Source organism: Pseudomonas sp. m6p, assembly GCF_055760375.1.
Genome location: NZ_CM147084.1, coordinates 4,546,092 through 4,560,437, shown reverse-complemented (window position 1 = coordinate 4,560,437; position 14,346 = coordinate 4,546,092). Strand labels below are relative to the sequence as shown.

General features: G+C 60.5%; 16 protein-coding genes. 6 read left to right on the top strand and 10 right to left on the bottom strand.

From position 1 onward, the window contains the following. The first annotated feature begins 39 nt into the window (after nucleotides 1-39). Nucleotides 40-531, top strand: coding sequence for a RidA family protein (locus ACYZUM_RS20680; RefSeq protein ID WP_202369001.1), 492 nt, complete (start codon nucleotides 40-42; stop codon nucleotides 529-531). Between the two features lie 65 nt (nucleotides 532-596). On the opposite strand, the gene ACYZUM_RS20675 is transcribed toward ACYZUM_RS20680, so the two are convergent. From ACYZUM_RS20675 to ACYZUM_RS20665, 3 genes are all read right to left on the bottom strand, one after another. Then, the gene (locus ACYZUM_RS20675; RefSeq protein WP_222018438.1) at nucleotides 597-1,298 is read right to left on the bottom strand and encodes a hypothetical protein; all 702 of its coding nucleotides are present in this window, start codon (nucleotides 1,296-1,298) and stop codon (nucleotides 597-599) included. Between the two features lie 119 nt (nucleotides 1,299-1,417). Then, nucleotides 1,418-2,938, bottom strand: a complete 1,521-nt coding sequence (locus tag ACYZUM_RS20670; protein ID WP_473061154.1) for a sensor histidine kinase — start codon at nucleotides 2,936-2,938, stop codon at nucleotides 1,418-1,420. Further along, a complete protein-coding gene (locus tag ACYZUM_RS20665; RefSeq protein WP_473061153.1) occupies nucleotides 2,935-3,645 on the bottom strand; it encodes a response regulator transcription factor in 711 nt (236 codons plus the stop codon). Before ACYZUM_RS20665 ends, ACYZUM_RS20670 begins: the two co-directional genes overlap by 4 nt. 151 nt (nucleotides 3,646-3,796) lie before the next feature. Here ACYZUM_RS20665 and msrB point away from each other — a divergent pair, with 151 nt between their 5' ends. Genes msrB through msrA form a run of 3 tightly spaced genes read left to right on the top strand, consistent with a single transcriptional unit; the run spans nucleotide 3,797 to nucleotide 6,854 of the window. Then, complete coding sequence (msrB, locus tag ACYZUM_RS20660; RefSeq protein WP_086791664.1) at nucleotides 3,797-4,315, top strand: peptide-methionine (R)-S-oxide reductase MsrB; 519 nt, start codon at nucleotides 3,797-3,799, stop codon at nucleotides 4,313-4,315. 43 nt (nucleotides 4,316-4,358) lie between these two features. Next, nucleotides 4,359-6,134, top strand: a complete 1,776-nt coding sequence (locus ACYZUM_RS20655; protein WP_473061152.1) for a cytochrome c biogenesis protein DipZ — start codon at nucleotides 4,359-4,361, stop codon at nucleotides 6,132-6,134. Between the two features lie 15 nt (nucleotides 6,135-6,149). Further along, nucleotides 6,150-6,854, top strand: coding sequence for a peptide-methionine (S)-S-oxide reductase MsrA (gene msrA / locus ACYZUM_RS20650; RefSeq protein WP_473061151.1), 705 nt, complete (start codon nucleotides 6,150-6,152; stop codon nucleotides 6,852-6,854). Nucleotide 6,855: 1 nt separating this feature from the next. On the opposite strand, the gene ACYZUM_RS20645 is transcribed toward msrA, so the two are convergent. Together ACYZUM_RS20645 and ACYZUM_RS20640 are read right to left on the bottom strand one after the other, a co-directional pair. Continuing rightward, entirely contained in the window at nucleotides 6,856-7,269 is a 414-nt protein-coding gene (locus ACYZUM_RS20645; protein ID WP_473061150.1) for a GNAT family N-acetyltransferase, read from the bottom strand. Between the two features lie 54 nt (nucleotides 7,270-7,323). Beyond that, the gene (locus ACYZUM_RS20640; protein WP_095668369.1) at nucleotides 7,324-8,229 is read right to left on the bottom strand and encodes a LysR family transcriptional regulator; all 906 of its coding nucleotides are present in this window, start codon (nucleotides 8,227-8,229) and stop codon (nucleotides 7,324-7,326) included. A gap of 102 nt (nucleotides 8,230-8,331) precedes the next feature. Between ACYZUM_RS20640 and ACYZUM_RS20635 the strand changes: the two genes are divergently transcribed. Beyond that, nucleotides 8,332-9,498 (top strand): acetylornithine/succinylornithine family transaminase, encoded by a 1,167-nt coding sequence (locus ACYZUM_RS20635; RefSeq protein WP_473061149.1) that lies wholly within the window; start codon nucleotides 8,332-8,334, stop codon nucleotides 9,496-9,498. On the opposite strand, the gene ACYZUM_RS20630 is transcribed toward ACYZUM_RS20635, so the two are convergent. The 5 genes from ACYZUM_RS20630 to ACYZUM_RS20610 all read right to left on the bottom strand — a co-directional run bounded on the left by ACYZUM_RS20630 (nucleotide 9,492) and on the right by ACYZUM_RS20610 (nucleotide 13,437). Continuing rightward, nucleotides 9,492-9,746 carry a Txe/YoeB family addiction module toxin gene (locus ACYZUM_RS20630; protein WP_086791674.1) on the bottom strand — a complete coding sequence of 85 codons (255 nt, stop codon included), beginning with the start codon at nucleotides 9,744-9,746 and terminating at the stop codon, nucleotides 9,492-9,494. The two genes, ACYZUM_RS20635 and ACYZUM_RS20630, sit on opposite strands and share 7 nt — an antisense overlap. Then, nucleotides 9,743-9,997: a type II toxin-antitoxin system prevent-host-death family antitoxin gene (locus tag ACYZUM_RS20625; protein WP_086791676.1), complete on the bottom strand. Its 255-nt coding sequence runs from the start codon at nucleotides 9,995-9,997 to the stop codon at nucleotides 9,743-9,745. The genes ACYZUM_RS20630 and ACYZUM_RS20625 overlap by 4 nt, the downstream gene beginning before the upstream one ends. A 231-nt stretch (nucleotides 9,998-10,228) precedes the next feature. Then, nucleotides 10,229-12,148, bottom strand: coding sequence for an alkaline phosphatase D family protein (locus ACYZUM_RS20620; protein WP_473061148.1), 1,920 nt, complete (start codon nucleotides 12,146-12,148; stop codon nucleotides 10,229-10,231). Between the two features lie 72 nt (nucleotides 12,149-12,220). Continuing rightward, nucleotides 12,221-12,952 carry a hypothetical protein gene (locus ACYZUM_RS20615; RefSeq protein ID WP_473061147.1) on the bottom strand — a complete coding sequence of 244 codons (732 nt, stop codon included), beginning with the start codon at nucleotides 12,950-12,952 and terminating at the stop codon, nucleotides 12,221-12,223. A gap of 110 nt (nucleotides 12,953-13,062) precedes the next feature. After that, entirely contained in the window at nucleotides 13,063-13,437 is a 375-nt protein-coding gene (locus ACYZUM_RS20610; protein ID WP_473061146.1) for a hypothetical protein, read from the bottom strand. Nucleotides 13,438-13,556: 119 nt separating this feature from the next. Here ACYZUM_RS20610 and ACYZUM_RS20605 point away from each other — a divergent pair, with 119 nt between their 5' ends. After that, nucleotides 13,557-14,312, top strand: a complete 756-nt coding sequence (locus ACYZUM_RS20605; RefSeq protein WP_473061145.1) for a hypothetical protein — start codon at nucleotides 13,557-13,559, stop codon at nucleotides 14,310-14,312. The last annotated feature ends 34 nt before the right edge of the window (nucleotides 14,313-14,346 follow it).

The window sequence follows — 14,346 nt, the reverse complement described above, 5'->3', positions numbered from 1 at the left end:
GACACTGTTATTCATGCATCAATCGAGAGGCTGGGCGAAATGACTGAGAGGATGACCTGCGACGAACGCTTCATTGCCCTGGCACAAGAGCTGAACTACGACATCTATGGCGAGAACACCGCTGGCGGCAATTACGCGCCGCTGATCCGCCATCGCGATGAGTTGTACATCAGCGGCATGGTGCCGCGGGTCAATGGCAGGATTCTGTATCCCGGTCGCGTGGGGTTGGAGTTGACGCTCAAGGATGCCCAGGCAGCCGCAAGCATCAGTGCCATGCGCTGCCTGGCACTGATCGTCGATGCGGTGGGTTCGCTGGACAAGATCCGGGCGTTACTACGGGTCACGGTGTATGTGAAGTCGACCCCGGACTTCGTTGACCTGAGCGAGGTGGCCAACGGCGCATCGGACGTGTTCAGCCATGTGCTCGGCGATGCCGGCCGGCACACCCGCACCACGGTCGGGGTGTATCAGTTGCCGAAGAACGCCGCGATCGAAGTCGACATGATCGCGGCGGTGCAGCCGGAAGTCTGACGCTCTGGCGCCCAACAAAAAGCCCCGCCTGAATCTCAGAGCGGGGCTTTTTGTCGGCGCCGGATTTACTGTGCGGCGATGCTGTAACCATCGAACGCGGTCTGCTGTTGCAGGGCGGTGATGATGTTCTTGCGGTTGATTGCGTGTTCGGTGCCGGCGTTGTCGAGGAAGGTTTCGCCTTCCAGCTCGGCTTCTTCGCCTTCACCAACAAAAGTGAAACCGAGGAACTCCAGCGCCTCACGGTCAACGTTCAGGCGCGAACGCGGCGTGCGCAGCGGCAGGGTTACGCTGCTGCCGTCCTTGCTGATGGTGAAGATTTCCAGTTCTTTCTTCTTGGCGGCCTTGCTCTTGCCGCCGCTCGGGTTGCTGATCGCTTGATGGGTCTGGTTCAGCACTTTGAGCGCGAGGCCGTAGACGATTTCCTGGAACGCCGGGTCGTCCTTGAAGCAGGACAGGATGCGGCCGATCGAGAACTTGCTGCTCAGGTCTTCGAGGGCGGCGATGTCGGCGGCCTCGGCGTCCTTGAGGCGCTTGAGTTCGCCCATCAGCTCATAGGCCTTGTCGTCGTCGAAGCTGTCGTGTGCCTGACGGATCGCGGCGCGCAGTTCGCGGATCTGGTCGCTTTCGCGGGTCGACTGGAAGGCGTCCAGCACCATCTCGCTGATGATTTTGGCTTGTGGAAGGTGTTGTGAAAGATTGATGGAGTTTTCGTATTCCGCTTTGGACGATTCGGTAACTACGGATTCAGCGGTGTTGAAATCGGACATTGAAATTTCACTACTTTTTTAACTTGAGTGGAAACGAGAAAGCGCGAGGTCTTTTTCAGGCCGGTTAATTTAGGGGAGCGGGGCGGCGTTGTCACGGAACAACAGTCCGGTGGTGCGGATTATTTGTCCGGCGTGTTCAGGTTCATCGAGCGCACCATCCACTGTTCAGCGGTTTGCTGATCGGTCGGCAGCGTGAAGCGGAAAGTCGCCCCGCGCCCGGCGACATCGATCAACTGAATCTCACGCCCGTGCAGTTGCAGGATGCGGTGGACGATGCGCAGCCCCAATCCACCGTCACGTCGCGCCCCGCCAATATTGAACGGACGCAGGAACAGACCTTCGCGCAGCTCCGGAGCGATGCCGGGGCCGGTGTCGCTGACGGTGACTTCGACCAAGGCGCCCAGGGGTTTCACATCCAGTTCGATTTCACCGCCCGCAGGCGTGTAGCGCAAGGCGTTATCCACCAGGTTGGTCAGCACCCGTTCGATCAACCCGAGGTCGGCGCAGACCGTTGGCAGGTTGGGCACGAAGGTGGCCTTGAGTTCGACATGGCGGGCTTCGGCGGCCAGTTCGAATTTCTGGAAGATGTCCTGCAGCAGATCGATCAGCGAAAAGCGTTCCAGTACCGGTTGCACGAAACCGTGTTCCAGACGCACCAGCTCCAGCAGCGATTGCGCCAATCCGCCGACCTTGCGGCTCTGATCCAGTGCGATACCCAGATAGCGGCGGCGTTCTTCGGCGGTGAGCGTAGCGTCCTTGAGTGACAGGGTTTCCAGATAACCGTGCAGCGAGGCCAGTGGCGTGCGCAGGTCGTGGGAGATATTCGCCACCAGTTCGCGTCGCTCCTGATCCTGGCGGGTCAATGAGCGCCACTGCTCACCGAGGCGTTTTTGCATTTGGCGGAAGGCGCCATCAAGCACGGCGATCTCATCCGGGTCAGCGCTTTTATCCACCGCTGCTGACGGAGCGGGCAGAGGTTGCGGCGTGCCATCAATGTCGAAGCGGCTGACGGTTTCGGTCAACCGGCGCAAGGGGCGGGTAATCAGGTTGAACGCCGTGAGCCCCGCGATCAGGCACAACAGCGCCACCAGCCCGATCGACAGTAGCGCCGTATTGAGTGCGGCACTGGTCGCGCCCCGTTCAGCGAAGCGATCGTGTTCTTCGCTGAGCAACACCACGTACAGATAACCGGCGGACTTGCCGTTGACCTTCAATGGCGCGGCACTGAAGACCTTGCGCCCGTCGGCACTGCGCGGGTCATCGCCGAGGATCGGCAGCGGCTGGTCATTGAGCAGGCGGCGGATCGGCGCCAGATCGACGGTCTCCCGGCGTAAATGGCCTTCCGGCGCCGCGTTGCCGACAATCCGCCCCTCGCTGTCGAGCAGGTACACCTCGACACTCGGGTTGACCAGCATCAGCTTGCTGAACAGTTCGCGCACGGCACCGGGCATCAGGCCATTGCTGTCCATCAACACCGTGTCATGGGCGATGTGCTGCGCCAGATCCCGCGACAGGCCTTGCACCACTTCCAGTTCATGCATCTTGCTGGAGCGCACTTGCAGCCATGCCGAGGTGCCGCAGCACACCAGCAGCAAAACGGCGAACACCAGCGACAGGCGCTGCGACAGGTTCAGTCTCATGGTTGTTCCGTGCCGAATTTATAGCCTCGACCCCACACGGTGAGGATGCGGGTCGGTTGCGCCGGATCGCTTTCGATCTTCGCCCGCAGGCGATTGATGTGGGTGTTGACCGTGTGCTCGTAACCTTCATGGCTGTAGCCCCACACCGCGTTCAGCAGGTCCATGCGTGAGAAGACCTTGCCCGGTTGTCGGGCGAAGAAATACAGCAGGTCGAACTCTCGCGGGGTGAGGTCCAGACGCGCGCCATTGAGGGTGACATCGCGGGTAATCGGGTCGATGTTCAGGCCATCGAGGCTGAGGCTGCCGGCGTCCATTTTCAGGTTGCGTGCCATGGCGTCGACCCGGCGCAGCAAGGCTTTGACTCGGGCCACCAGTTCCAGCATCGAGAATGGTTTGGCGAGGTAATCGTCGGCCCCCAGTTCCAGACCCAGAATGCGGTGCAGTTCGCTGGAGCGCGCGCTGGTGATGATGATCGGCGTATAACGCGCCATCGCCCGGGCGCGGCGGCAGATTTCCAGGCCGTCGACGCCCGGCAGCATCAGGTCGAGGATCAGCGCATCCCATTGCCCTTGCTGCAACAGACGCATGCCTTCATCGCCGTCGGCGCTTTGCACGACGTCGTAATGCTCGTCGCGCAGGTGCAGGCAAATCAGGTCAGCGATGTGTTGATCATCCTCGACCACGAGGATGCGTCTGGTCGGTTCCATCAAGCTCAATCCTTCGGCGCAGTGAGTGCATTGTGCGGGTTTTCCTCGGGGCGAGTTATCACGAATTCGTTAACTTCCCGTGAGGATTTGGCGATCAACCCAAGCCTAGGCTGTGTTCCATGACAGGCACCTGGAATTTTTGGAGACGGCCATGTTTTCACGGCGACAGATTCTCGTAGCGAGCGGCGGGCTGGGGCTCGCAGCCCTGGTGGCGGGTGTATTGCCAAAATTGTCCCCGGGCACCGCGCTGGTCGAGCAGGCGCAAGCCGATGAGGCGTTTGAGGTGACCCATAGCGACAGCGAATGGCACTCGCTGCTCTCGGATGAGCAATACGCGATCCTGCGCGAAGAAGGCACTGAACGGGCCTATACCAGCCCGCTCAACAACGAACATCGCAGCGGCACATTCGCCTGCGCGGGCTGTGACCTGGCGCTGTTTTCATCGGCAACCAAGTTCGACAGCCACACGGGCTGGCCGAGTTTCTGGGCACCGCTGGAACAGGCGGTGGCCACGCGTCAGGACCGTTCCTTCGGCATGGTCCGCAATGAAGTGCACTGCCGGCGCTGCGGCGGGCACTTGGGGCATGTCTTTGATGACGGCCCGAAACCCACCGGCCTGCGCTATTGCATGAATGGCCTGGCGATGACGTTCAAACCCGTGGCGGCATGAGCCATGGCACTTTTTCGACCTTCACTTTCTACAGGACGACACCATGTGGCTCTTGGTTCTCGCTTATCTGGGCGGTGTGCTGACGATCGTCAGTCCGTGCATCCTGCCTGTTCTGCCTTTTGTCTTCGCTCGCAGCGGGCAGCCGTTTATCAAGAGTGGCTTGCCGCTATTGACCGGGATGGCGCTGACCTTCGCCCTCGTCGCCACGCTGGCGGCGGTGGGCGGCGGTTGGGTGGTGCAAGTCAATCAGTACGGGCGCTGGCTCGCGTTGCTGTTCGTTGCACTGTTCGGGCTGACGCTGCTGCTGCCGCGCCTCGCCGAGCGCCTGACGCGGCCGCTGGTGTCGGCCGGCAGTCGGCTGTCCGAGGCCGCCGGCCAGGACAATCGTCCGCGTCCCGGCGCCTCGTTTCTGATCGGCGTCGCCACGGGGCTGCTCTGGGCGCCGTGCGCCGGGCCCATCCTCGGTTTGATTCTGACCGGCGCCGCGCTGCAAGGGGCAAGCATCGCCACCACGCTGTTGTTGCTCGCCTACGCGGCGGGCGCCGCGACTTCACTGGCGGCGGCGCTGCTGCTGGGCGGTAAGGTGTTTGCGTTGATGAAGCGCTCGATTGGCACTGGTGAATGGATCCGGCGCGGGGTGGGGGCGGCGATGCTCGCGGGTGTCGTGGCGATCGCGCTGGGCCTCGATACCGGCATTCTGGCGCGGATTTCGACGGCGTCCACGGGCGGGATTGAACAGGCCTTGGTCGGCAAGTTTTCCGGCAAATCGCCGACGGGCAGCGGCACCATGATGGCGCAGATTCCTGCTGCCGGCGGGGCGATGAAAGTTGCCGACAAGGCACCGGGAACATTGCCGGTCGAAGGTCAGTTGCCGCCGCTCACTGGCGCCGTGCAATGGCTAAATTCGCCACCGCTGGACGCTCAGGCATTAAAGGGCAAAGTGGTGCTGGTGGATTTCTGGACCTACTCCTGCATCAACTGCCTGCGCACGCTGCCGTACGTCAAAGCGTGGGCCGAGAAGTACCGCGATCAAGGCCTGGTGGTGATCGGCGTGCACGCCCCGGAGTTCGCTTTCGAGCGCGATGTGGGCAATGTCACTAAAGCCATGAAGGAGCTGGGTATCAACTATCCTGTCGCCATCGATAACGACTACAAGATCTGGCGTGCTTTCAACAACGAATACTGGCCGGCGCATTATTTTGCCGATGCTCAGGGACGGATTCGATACCACCATTTTGGCGAAGGGGAATACGCCGAATCGGAACGGGTCATTCAGCAGCTGCTGCGTGAGGCCGGGGCGAAAACTGTCGCCGACGGCTTGATCAACGCCGATGCCCAAGGCGTGCAACAGGCGCCGGACATGAATCAGGTGCTATCACCGGAAACCTATGTCGGCTACCAGCGTGCGGAACATTTCGTACCGGAAACCGGCCTGGTGCCTGACAAGGTGGCGACCTATAACCCACCGGCCAACCTGACCCTGAATGACTGGAGCCTTGGCGGCCAGTGGGCCGTCGGTGCCGAGCGAGCTATCGCCAGCGCGCCGGCCAGCCGTATCGTCTACCGCTTCCATGCCCGCGACCTGCATCTGGTACTGGGCCCGGGCACGGATGGCAAACCGGTGCGTTTCAAAGTCTCGATTGACGGTCAGGCGCCGGGTGCCGCCCATGGTGTGGATGTCGCTGCGGATGGCAGCGGTCGCGTGACCGAACAGCGCCTGTACCAATTGGTGCGACAAACCGATGCGGTGAAGGATCGGACCTTCACCATCGAATTTCTTGACCCGGGCGTATCGGCTTACGCCTTCACCTTCGGCTGATCGGGAGTGCGCAACATGAAAGCTCAAAACAACTGGCGCCGTGTGTTGCTCGGTGTCGCCATGGCCGGTGTGATCGGTCAGTGCTCGGCGTTCTCTTTCGGCGCCGAGGATGCGGTGGTCATCCCGCCACCGGCCCTCGACGAAACCACTCAGGCGCACAGCGAAACCGCAGTGTTCGCCGGTGGTTGTTTCTGGGGTGTGCAAGGGGTTTTCCAGCACGTCAAAGGCGTGCAGAAAGCCGTCTCCGGGTATGCCGGCGGCGCGGCGAACACGGCGCAATATGAACGGGTCAGCGAAGGCGACACCGGTCATGCCGAGTCAGTGCAAGTCACCTTCGATCCGACGCAAGTCAGCTACGGCAGCCTGCTGCAGATCTACTTCTCGGTGGCCCACAACCCGACCGAACTCAACCGCCAAGGGCCGGACAGCGGCACGCAATATCGCTCGGCGCTGTTCCCAGTCAATGCCGATCAACAACGGGTGGCCCAGGCCTACATCGCTCAACTCGACGCGGCGCATGCCTACAGCAAACCGATCGTTACGAAACTGGAAACCTACAACGGTTTCTACCCGGCGGAGGACTATCACCAGGACTTCCTGACCGAACACCCAAGCTATCCGTACATCGTGATCAACGACATGCCCAAGGTCGCGCAGTTGAAGCAGTTGTTTGCGCAGCGTTATCAGGAGAAGCCGGTGTTGGTGAAAAGCGGGAGCTGATTCAGATGTGTTGCTTGAGCCTTGGTCGCTCCATGGCAATTACCGATGTTTCAAACCCCAAACTGGCAAAAAACGCCTCCGCACCTTCGCGCCCGGCGCGCAGGACCCAAGTGATCTCGGGGTTGTCCCCCATGACATGCTCGACCAGTGCGCGCCCGACGCCGGCGCGCCGATGCTGGCCATCAACCACCACCATCGACAGATAACCGTTGGACAAACCATCGGTGATGCCTCGGGCGAAACCGATGATTTGCTCGCCGCTCAGTGCGACGGCAGTGCGTTGCGAGTTTTCGATGAGTTGGGCGAAATAGTCGCTGGAGCCTGTCCGGTGTCCCCAGCCATGTAGGCCGAGAAACAGCCGAACTGGCTCCACTTCGTGGGGCAACAGATCGCGTACGGTAAGGTCGTTCTTCATCACGTGGCAGCATCCTTGTCGGCAATCATCGGAGCGTAGTCGATAGCAACCGGGTCAGGATCTGCCCCAGGTTTTCATCGCAAATTCGACGAAGCGACGTAGCTTGGGCAAACGATAACGATCCGGCGCGTACAGCAAATGCAAAGGACGGCTCGGTGGCTGGTAATCGGGGATCACCGTCACCAGTTTGCCGTCGCGCAGGTCCTGTTCCACCAGCGCGTCCGGCAGCATGACGATGCCCATGCCGGTGCGCGCTGCCTGATGCAGGCCGGCCGAGGTGTTCATCAACATCGGGCCGCTGACGTCGACCAGAATCTCGCCGTGCGGGCCGCTGAGGCGCCAGCGTTTTTCCACCGATTGCCAGTCGTCGCCGGCAGGGTAGGCGAACGACAGGCAGTCGTGTTGTTGCAGGTCTTGCGGGGTGATTGGCATGCCGCGCCGGGCGACATAAGCCGGCGAGGCGCAGACGGTGAGGGTGTAGTCGATCAGCGGCCGGGCGATCAGGTTCGACTGCTCGAAATGCCCCAGCCGAAATGCCACGTCGAGGCCACTTTCCAGCAGGTCCGGTCGGCTGTTGGTCAGCACCACATCCATTTTCACCTGCGGGTATTGCAGGGAAAACTCGCTGAGTGCCGGGGCCAGGCGTTCGACACCAAAGGTCAGCGGCGCGGTGATGCGCAGCAGGCCACGGGGTTCATCAAGGGCCTGTTCGGCGAGGCGTTCGGAGTCGGCCACCAAACCCAGAACGTCGAGGCAGCGCTGATAGTAAACGCTGCCGAATTCGGTCAGCCGCTGGCGGCGGGTGGTGCGCTGCAGCAGTTGCACGCCGAGCCGTTGCTCCAGGGCGCGCAGGTGATTTCCGACCATGGTGGTGGACATTTCGCACTGCAACGCGGCCGCCGTCATGCTTCCGGCTTCCACGACCTTCACGTAGACGCTCATCGCCTGCAACAGGTCCATTATCAAGCTCTGCTGTTAAATGATTGAAGTTTTGCCGAGTTTATCCAGTTCTGGTGGCTAACCATACTGCAAACACACCGACCTTCACTGGAGTTTGAAGTCATGACCGCCGCCCTGATGAACACCTACCAACCGCTGGCCTTGAGTTTCACCAGAGGCCTGGGCACTCGCCTGTGGGATCAGGCCGGTCGTGAATACCTGGATGCCGTCGCAGGCGTCGCGGTGACCAATGTCGGGCACTCGCATCCGCGCATCGTGGCTGCCATCAGCGAACAGGCCGCAATGCTGCTGCACACCTCCAACCTGTACAGCATCGACTGGCAGCAACAACTGGCGCGCAAACTCACGCAGCTGTCGGGAATGGAGCGGGCGTTCTTCAACAACTCCGGCGCCGAGGCCAATGAAACTGCGCTGAAACTGGCTCGGTTATACGGCTGGCGCAAAGGTATCGAACAGCCGCTGGTGGTGGTCATGGCCAACGCGTTTCATGGCCGCACGTTGGGCACTTTGTCGGCCAGCGATGGCCCGGCGGTGCGGTTGGGTTTCAATGAACTGCCGGGGGATTTCGTCAAAGTGCCTTTCGGTGATCTGGCGGCGCTGGATCAGCTGCAGCAAAAGCACGGCGCGCGCATCGTGGCGATTCTGGTCGAGCCGATCCAGGGCGAAAGCGGTGTGCAACTGGCGCCGCCCGGCTACCTCAAAGCCCTGCGTGACCTGTGCAATCGGCACGCCTGGCTGCTGGTGCTCGATGAAATCCAGACCGGCATCGGCCGCACCGGCCAGTGGTTTGCGTTCCAGCATGAAGGCATCGTGCCGGACGTCATGACCCTGGCCAAAGGCCTCGGCAACGGCGTGCCGATTGGCGCCTGTCTGGCACGGGGCAGAGCGGCGGACCTGTTCACCCCCGGCAGCCATGGCAGCACCTTCGGCGGCAACCCGCTGGCCTGCCGAGTCGGTTGCACGGTGCTGGACATCATCGAAGAGCAAGGCTTGCTGGAAAATGTCCGGGTGCAGGGCGAACGCTTGCTGACCCGCCTGCGCGCCGAACTGGCAGACAACCCCAACGTGCTGGCGATTCGCGGGCAGGGCTTGATGATCGGCATCGAGTTGAAACAGCCGATCCGCGATCTGACGCTGATTGCGGCGCGAGATCATGGGCTGCTGATCAACGTGACACGCGGCAAGACGATACGGCTGCTGCCGCCGCTGACGATTGATGAGCGGGAGGTGTGGATGATTGTCAGAGGTGTGGGGCACATCATTCAGTAGTGGTATTTGCAACTAATGACGCAAATCTCACCGCCTTCGATGCTGTAGACCAAACGATGCTCACCCGTTATTCGTCTGGACCAAAAGCCGCTCATGTTGTGTTTGAGCGGCTCGGGCTTGCCGATCCCTTCAAACGGTTCGCGCTGGATTGCCTTTATCAACAGATTGATACGTTTGAGTCCGGCCTTATCGTTCTGCTGAAACCACAAGTAGTCTTCCCAGCCTGATGGCGTGAACTCGATTTTCATTCTTCGATCAATTGCCTGACTTTGGCTTTTCCGGCACGCATTTCGCCAATCGATTTGATCAACCGTTCGGCGTTGGCTGGAGAGCGGAGCAAGTAGGCCGTTTCTTCAAGTGCGTTGTATTCAGCCAGAGACATCATCACGACGGGCTCGCCTTTTTGGCGTGTGACCAGAAGGGGAGCCCGGTCTTCGTTAACGCGATCCATCGTTTCGGCCAAATGCGCACGGGCGGTGGTGTAGTTGATGGTTTGCATGTCGTAGTCCTCGCTGGATGCAAAGAACGTACAGAAATGAGTACATGATGACAAGGCGATACCTACCAGTGGTTGTTTCGCAGAAGGGGTTACTGCGAGCACATTCAGTATGGCTAAAGAACTCTGGGGACGTTTCTGAGATGGTTGTAATCCTCATCCACTGTCGCTGGCAGTGAGAAACCGCCGCGTCGTGGTCATCTGGTGCTCCCAATGTAGGAAAAACACTTTTGGTTAGTCCGGATAATCCCCCAACTCCGGCGCCAGCATCCGCGTCTTCGCCGCCCCGTTCGAATTGTGCTGAATGATCTCGCTCGGCTGTCCCTGCGCATTGAAAAACACCTGGCCGATCCCCGCTGAATTCCACAGCCGCTCCCCCGCTTCGGCATGTTCCGGGGTATAGGGCACGATGCGCATGCGTCGGCGTTTGGTGAACCAGTTCAACGGCGAGCGCGGCGAGTAGAGCCAGCGGTTGAGGCGGTCGAACCATTCCAGCAGGGTTTTCGGAAACTCGTTCTTGATCCCGCTGCTGGTGATCTGCCAGATCCGTGGCCCGGCTTTGCGGTGTCGGATAAGCACTTCGTAGACGAAGGAGTAATGCACGTCACCGGACAGCACCACGTAGTTTCCGGGTGTGCGGGTGTGTCGGAAAATGTTCAGGATCACCTGCGCGGCGCCACGGTGGGCCATCCAGTTTTCCGCGTCGACCAGCAGCGGATAACCAAACCAGCTGAAAACCTTCTGCACGGTTTCGATCAGCTTCACGCCGAAGATCGGTGCGGGGGACACGATGATCGCCGACGGATGATCCAGCAGTTCCTGCTGCAGCTCGCACAGCGCCTCCCAATCCAGAAGCCCCGAGGGTTGCTTGAGTGCCATCTCGCTGCGCCAGCGCCGGGTACGGGTGTCGAGCACTACCAGCGCCGGGCTGCTCGGCAGCACGAAATGCCAATGCTGAAAGCGCAGCAAATCATCGATCAGCGCGTCCTGCACCGGGCTGTCGAGATACTGGTCATCACCGCTGGCGCTCAGCCCCAGGGTTTTCCCCAGCACATCCTTGAACGCATCGGGATTGTTGCCCCAGCCCTGACACAGCATGTAGGCGATCAAGGCGTTGCCGATGATGCGTTTGGAGAACGGATGGCCGTAGGCGGTTTCCTCCCATTGCGCGGAAAGATTCCAGTCATCGGTGATGTCGTGATCGTCGAAAATCATCAGACTCGGCAGATGCGCCAAGGCTCGGGCGACGTTGCCCAAACCGGCCTTGAAGCCATCGATGCGGGTTTGCTCCAGGGTGTAGCGCTGCAAGCGTTCAGGCGTCAGCGATGGAGCAGCAGGATTGATCAGCGTCCACGCAACGGGTGACCATACCAGCAAGTACATCGCCATCACTTCGGCGAAGGTCACCAGGTGGTTGTCGGCGCTGCTGCTGGTGAAAATCGGCTTACGCGCACCGCCGAAAAATCGCTCGCGCAAGGTCTCGTTGCTCTCCAGCGCCGGTAACAAATCCGCACGGTGGTAGTAACTGGCCGGGTGTTGGTAGAGCTTGGCGCTGTCGCTGACCACGGCACCTTCGAGGTGTTCGTCGAACAGGCCGAGGCGCTCGATCAACGCATGAATCGCCCGCAGCATCGGGCCGGCCACATCGTCGGCGTAAACCTGGTCGCCGCTCATCATCAGCAGGGTCGGGCGTTGCTGCGGATCGGTTTCGCTGGACAGCAGTTGGTCAACGCACAGCAGACCGTCTGCCGCCGGATGATGCGGCTTGCGGCAGGAGCCGTGCAGCAACTGATCGATCCGCGAACGCACGACAAGGTTCGGACAACGAGCGTTAGCGTACAGCAGGTGCGACGCCCATTCGGCGATGGGCGAGTGGCCGTCGATCAACAGGTCGTAGTCGATGCGCGTGTTGCAGGGCAGGGCGCTGTCGAGTACAACGTCGATCAGATGGACAAAAGCGTGACGGCCGACGGGGATGACCGTGCATTTCCCGGCATCGAGAGGGATGTCTCCTACACCTTGCAGGCGCAGGGTCAGCGCCAGTGCGCGGGTGCCGACCAGCCACAGGACGATCCGCGTCGGTTCCAACCGGCGCAGCAGGGGGCCGGCCAAGACCGGAGGCAACGGATTCAGGTCAGCAGGTATCGAGGACATTCGCAGGCAAAGCTCAAGGCGCACAGGCTGGCGATGATAGCGCAGCCGGCGCCTTGAACCCTTAAGCGAGGCTTAAGCGTCAGCCTTCTGCAGCTTCAGCGCCAGCAGTCGCCATTCGCTGGAAGCGGGTTGCTCCTGCACCGAGCACTCGAAGCGATAAGTGACGTCGTCGCCATTCATGTTGCGTGCAGTGACCTTGTTGCTGAGGGTGTAGACCTGGCCCTTGAAGCGTTGGGTGACCACGGCGGAGCTGTCAGCGAAGCGCGCCGACGCCGGGAAGCGCAAGGCACCGGTCACGTAAGGGCTGCACATGACATACGCGAGCATTGATTTGTCGCTGTCGCCATTCTGAGCAAGTTTGTCGCGCAGCGCGCTGAACGCTTTGCGGCCCTGCGCGTCGCTCTGATCCAGAACGGTTTTTTCCGCCATCGATTTCGGTGCCCGGTTGGCGTAGTTCGGCAGCAGTGCGGAGTCGGGCGGCGAAGGCTGATTGTCTGGCTCGATAGCGGCGAACCCCGGAGCGTTTTCCAGTGCCACGGGCGTCGAATCCGACTCGGCTTCCGGCAGCAGACTGGTGGTCACTTCGTTCTGGGTGATCACCTCTTCGGTGGGCGCCCGTTTGGGCTTATGCGCCGACGGGAACAACGACAGGAAGATCGACAGCACCACCATGCCGACGATAAAACCACCCGCCGCGCCAACGATGTTGCCGTAAAACAGATTCCAGCTGCCGCGGTTTTTCACCACCCAGCGCCACATCAAACCCCAGGCCGCAACAAATGCCAGAAAACTCAGAAACTCCATTCGATCCTTTCCTTAACCCTTCAATAGCCTGCCAAACAGCACTCACTGGCGGTGAGTGCTGAAGATGGACGGCAAGATATCAAAATAGAGGTCTGACGCCACGAAGACATTCACATGCCGAGATTGGGCGGATTGATCTGAACAAAAAACATGATCGCCGTGATGCCGGCCACAACGCCGCAAAGGCCGGCCAGCAGCTGACGCGCGACAGGGTGTTCGACCTGCGAGCGACGGGCCACCAGCATCCATACGCCACTCAGCGCCGCAGCGGTTGCGAGCATTTCCAGAATCGATCCCATGACCCCCGGGACCGGTGGCCGGCTGGAGCCGAACAGACCGACGCAAAGCTGCGAAACCACCAGGCCGACAATCATGCCGCTGGCCGCGCCCAACACATTGGCGAGCAGCAGATTCCACGCACCACGCTGCCTGACGACCCAGACCCACATGCCTATCCAGGCGATAAAGAAAAACGCTACATCCATCGTATCCATCCTTCGAAGCCAGTCGCGGTACAAACGCTCGGCAGCTTGCCGACAGTGGACGGCAAGATAGCAAAATAGTAGCTTCGCGCCACTTTCTTCAAACACGTAACGGACTACGCATGCCGAATGTTTCTTTTACACCGCGCCTGCTCGGCGCGTTCCTTCTCGCCATCGTAATGACCCCGGCGCTTGCCGACTGGGATGAAACCCCAGAGGTCGCCTGGAAGGAGTACCTCGCCGATTGCGAGCGTTTTCAGCAAGTAGTGAACAACGTTCAAAAAGGGGTCATGACTACCAGGCAAGCGATGGAGCGCGTCGACAGTTTGAATCGCACTGTTTATGTCCATCGCGATCACCTCTCCCAGGAAAGCCTTACCTCTCCCGAATATGCCCGTTGTGAAAACGTCATTGCTCAAGCGTTCGTGATCCGGAACAAGGAAGAGGAGGTACTGGTCGCGGAGCTTCAACAGCAATACTTCAAGGCTCAGGCCGAGCACGAGAAGTCCCCGGAATACAAGCGCGCCCTCGATCTAGGCTTTAGCGACGTCGGCGGAATTGGCAAGCTCAAGGAGCTCGCCGAGGATTCGGAAACGGATGGCGAAGCGTATCTGAAGACGTTGATGATCACGGTCGATTGGGGCTGCGGCCGACATTTCCGCGCCGTGAGATACGTCAAACCCTATGTGATCTACACCGCCCATCCCGATGAGGGCAACTGCGCCGTCTATAAAGAGGTCGCGGTGCTTGGCGGAGAGATGGTGGAGAGGGGCGAGACCATCGATCAGGACGCGATTTTTCAATACGTGGGATGGAAGAAGCTGGAAGGGCCAGGTGGGTTTCCCGTCGACATTCGAGTAGTAAAAGTGCGGCACTAATCCGCAGGGCAGTTTCTACAGATTGCGCGTCTGA

Excerpts from the sequence above, each read along its gene's own strand:
- ACYZUM_RS20680 (WP_202369001.1), top strand. The coding sequence starts at position 40 with ATGACTGAGAGGATGACCTGCGACGAACGCTTCATTGCCCTGGCACAA.
- ACYZUM_RS20675 (WP_222018438.1), bottom strand. The coding sequence starts at position 1,298 with ATGTCCGATTTCAACACCGCTGAATCCGTAGTTACCGAATCGTCCAAA.
- ACYZUM_RS20670 (WP_473061154.1), bottom strand. The coding sequence starts at position 2,938 with ATGAGACTGAACCTGTCGCAGCGCCTGTCGCTGGTGTTCGCCGTTTTG.
- ACYZUM_RS20665 (WP_473061153.1), bottom strand. The coding sequence starts at position 3,645 with ATGGAACCGACCAGACGCATCCTCGTGGTCGAGGATGATCAACACATC.
- msrB (WP_086791664.1), top strand. The coding sequence starts at position 3,797 with ATGTTTTCACGGCGACAGATTCTCGTAGCGAGCGGCGGGCTGGGGCTC.
- ACYZUM_RS20655 (WP_473061152.1), top strand. The coding sequence starts at position 4,359 with ATGTGGCTCTTGGTTCTCGCTTATCTGGGCGGTGTGCTGACGATCGTC.
- msrA (WP_473061151.1), top strand. The coding sequence starts at position 6,150 with ATGAAAGCTCAAAACAACTGGCGCCGTGTGTTGCTCGGTGTCGCCATG.
- ACYZUM_RS20645 (WP_473061150.1), bottom strand. The coding sequence starts at position 7,269 with ATGAAGAACGACCTTACCGTACGCGATCTGTTGCCCCACGAAGTGGAG.
- ACYZUM_RS20640 (WP_095668369.1), bottom strand. The coding sequence starts at position 8,229 with ATGGACCTGTTGCAGGCGATGAGCGTCTACGTGAAGGTCGTGGAAGCC.
- ACYZUM_RS20635 (WP_473061149.1), top strand. The coding sequence starts at position 8,332 with ATGACCGCCGCCCTGATGAACACCTACCAACCGCTGGCCTTGAGTTTC.
- ACYZUM_RS20630 (WP_086791674.1), bottom strand. The coding sequence starts at position 9,746 with ATGAAAATCGAGTTCACGCCATCAGGCTGGGAAGACTACTTGTGGTTT.
- ACYZUM_RS20625 (WP_086791676.1), bottom strand. The coding sequence starts at position 9,997 with ATGCAAACCATCAACTACACCACCGCCCGTGCGCATTTGGCCGAAACG.
- ACYZUM_RS20620 (WP_473061148.1), bottom strand. The coding sequence starts at position 12,148 with ATGTCCTCGATACCTGCTGACCTGAATCCGTTGCCTCCGGTCTTGGCC.
- ACYZUM_RS20615 (WP_473061147.1), bottom strand. The coding sequence starts at position 12,952 with ATGGAGTTTCTGAGTTTTCTGGCATTTGTTGCGGCCTGGGGTTTGATG.
- ACYZUM_RS20610 (WP_473061146.1), bottom strand. The coding sequence starts at position 13,437 with ATGGATGTAGCGTTTTTCTTTATCGCCTGGATAGGCATGTGGGTCTGG.
- ACYZUM_RS20605 (WP_473061145.1), top strand. The coding sequence starts at position 13,557 with ATGCCGAATGTTTCTTTTACACCGCGCCTGCTCGGCGCGTTCCTTCTC.